Source organism: Mesorhizobium sp. P5_C1, assembly GCF_054049815.1.
Genome location: NZ_JBFULQ010000654.1, coordinates 1 through 2,686 on the forward strand (window position 1 = coordinate 1; position 2,686 = coordinate 2,686).

General features: G+C 64.7%; 2 protein-coding genes and 1 tRNA gene. 1 reads left to right on the forward strand and 2 read right to left on the reverse strand.

What is annotated here, in order from left to right:
• Positions 1-150: 150 nt before the first annotated feature.
• Positions 151-227, reverse strand: a tRNA-Met gene (locus tag ACXJ7R_RS29450).
• A gap of 239 nt (positions 228-466) precedes the next feature.
• On the opposite strand from ACXJ7R_RS29450, the gene ACXJ7R_RS29455 reads away from it, so the two are divergent.
• Positions 467-1,432 (forward strand): Gfo/Idh/MocA family protein, encoded by a 966-nt coding sequence (locus ACXJ7R_RS29455; protein ID WP_095081773.1) that lies wholly within the window; start codon positions 467-469, stop codon positions 1,430-1,432.
• A 65-nt stretch (positions 1,433-1,497) separates the two neighbouring features.
• Here the strand turns inward: ACXJ7R_RS29455 and mnmA are convergent.
• On the reverse strand, positions 1,498-2,686 hold a 1,189-nt coding region (gene mnmA, locus ACXJ7R_RS29460), incomplete at its 5' end, for a tRNA 2-thiouridine(34) synthase MnmA (protein ID WP_457154899.1).

Here is a 2,686-nt window from a genome sequence, read left to right on the forward strand (position 1 = left end):
CTCCCCAGCTTCGGAGAATGATTGGCATTCAGAGAGCAATTTGCACGCTCAGGGCGCTGCCGCACTCCACAGCTTTCGGCTGCACATCCCGCAAACGCTGGGCTTTCGGGAAACCGTGCGGCCACTGGAGAATTGTTCGGAATTTGAAGGTGGTAGCGGGAGAGGGACTTGAACCCCCGACCCCAGGATTATGATTCCCGTGCTCTAACCAACTGAGCTACCCCGCCAGGGCGGCGAAAGGCCCGAAATGCGCCTTAAATCGAAAGGCATGTCGGGGGCGTTCGCCAAGGTCGCGCGGATATAAGGTTGGGAGGGCGAGCCTGTCAAGCTTCGAAGCAACCGGCGCGCCGGCTTATTGTCATTGTCGAAAAGCTTTGCCGCGCAGACATTTGGTTGCTGCCGCCGGGGTTGAGTTCGTAGGGGCACGTCGCTATGTCTCGGCCACGAGTTTTAAGAGTTGAAACAGATGAAACCGCGCATTGCAGTCCTCGGTTGCGGATACTGGGGCAGCAACCACATCCGCACCCTCAAGGCGCTCGGCGCGTTGCACGCGGTGTCCGACGCCAACCGGGCTCGCGCCGAAGGCTTCGCCAGCGAGCAGGATTGCCTGGCGATCGAGCCCGACCAGCTGTTCGTCCGTGACGATATCGACGCCATCGTCATGGCGTTGCCGCCGCAATTCCATGCCGACCTCGCGGTGCGCGCCTCCGAGAGCGGCAAGGACGTGCTGGTGGAGAAGCCGATCGCGCTGACGGTGCCAGACGCCGAGCGCGCGGTGCAGGCGGCCAAGGACAATGGCCGCGTCTTCATGGTCGGCCATGTCTTGCGTTTTCATCCCGCCTTCGAGACGCTGAAGGGGCTGATCGACAAGGGCGAACTCGGCGAAGTCCGCTACATCCATTCGCATCGGCTCGGCCTTGGCAAGTTCCACACCGAGAACGACGCGCTGTGGGACCTGGCGCCGCACGATTTGTCGATGATCCTGGCGATCACCGGCACCGAGCCGATCGAGGTGCGCGGCGAAGGCGCTGCCCTGCTCGACAATCTCAGCGACTTCGCGCATCTGCACATGCGCTTTCCCAACGGCCTGCGCAGCCATCTCTTCACCTCGCGGCTCAATCCCTACCGCGAGCGGCGGCTGACCGTGGTCGGCACCAAGGCGATGGCGGTGTTCGACGACGTCGAACCATGGGAACGCAAGCTTGCCGTCTACCGCCACGCTGTGTGGCAGGACAGCGGCCAATGGGCCTTCACCACCAATGAGCCGTCCTATGTCGCGGTTGCCCAGGGCATGCCGCTGACGCGTGAGCTGGAGCATTTCATCCAGTGCATCGAGACACGGGCCGAGCCGCGCACCAGCGGCGAGGAAGCGATCAGGGTGCTGCGCATCCTGACCGCGGGGACGGTCACGCATACCACGCCCAATTCCTGAGAGACCGTTTGGACTCTGTCACTCGCCGGCGCGAATTTCGAAACAGTCTCTGAGCGGGTAGCGGATTACTCGGCGGGGATCTGCGCCGGCCTGGCGGAAAGCCGAGTCAGCATGGCCTCGGCCTCGGCGCCACGCTCCGAACGCTCGATGAAGCCGCCGCCGAACACACGCGCCTCGTTGCCGTCATCGGAATAGAGCACACAGGCCTGTCCGGGCGCGATGCCGGACTCGCCGTCGACCAGTTCCACCCAAGTGGCGCCAGCGCGGTGATGCAGCACGGCAGGGCGGGGCGGGCGGGTCGAACGGACCTTGGCGAACAGCTCCAGGCCACCGGCGGGGACATCGGCCAGCGGCCCGTCGCCCAGCCAGTTCATGTTGCGCAGATAGATCTTGTGCGTCTCAAGCGCCTCGCGCGGGCCGACCACGACGCGGGCGCGGTCGGCGTCGAGATGGACGACGTAAAGCGGCTCGCCGGAAGCGATGCCGATGCCGCGGCGCTGGCCGATCGTGTAGCGCAGGATGCCCTCGTGGCGGCCGAGCAGGCGGCCGTCGATGTGGACGATGTCACCCGGATTGGCAGCAGCCGGCTTCAGCTTGGCGATGATGTCGGAATATTTGCCCTGCGGCACGAAGCAGATGTCCTGGCTGTCCTGCTTGGCGGCAACCGTCAGCCCCATCTCCTCGGCGATGGCGCGAACCTGCGGCTTCGACAGGCCACCGAGCGGGAAGCGCAGATAGTCGATCTGCGCCTGTGTGGTGGCGAACAGGAAATAGCTCTGGTCGCGGTCGGCGTCGACCGGCCGGAAAAGCGCGCGGTGGGCGCCATTGGCGCCGGAGCGGATATAATGGCCGGTGGCCAGCGCGTCGGCGCCAAGCTCCTTGGCGGTGGCCAGAAGATCGGCGAACTTCACCGTCTGGTTGCAGGAAACGCACGGGATCGGCGTCTCGCCGGCGACGTAGCTTTCAGCAAAGGGATCGATCACCGCCTTGCGGAAGCGTTCCTCGTAGTCGAGCACATAGTGGGGAATGCCGAGAGTCTCCGACACTCGGCGCGCATCGTCGATGTCCTGCCCGGCGCAGCATGAGCCGGCCCGGTGCGTTGCCGCGCCATGATCGTAGAGCTGCAAGGTGACGCCGACGACGTCATAGCCCTCGCGCTTCAACAGGCCGGCGACGACCGATGAATCAACACCGCCCGACATGGCGACGACGATGCGGGTGTTTTCGGGACGTCCGGGAAGATCGAGGCTGTTC

What these genes read in the sequence shown, in the direction of transcription:
- ACXJ7R_RS29455 (WP_095081773.1), top strand. Translation starts at nt 467, where the DNA reads ATGAAACCGCGCATTGCAGTCCTCGGTTGCGGATACTGGGGCAGCAAC.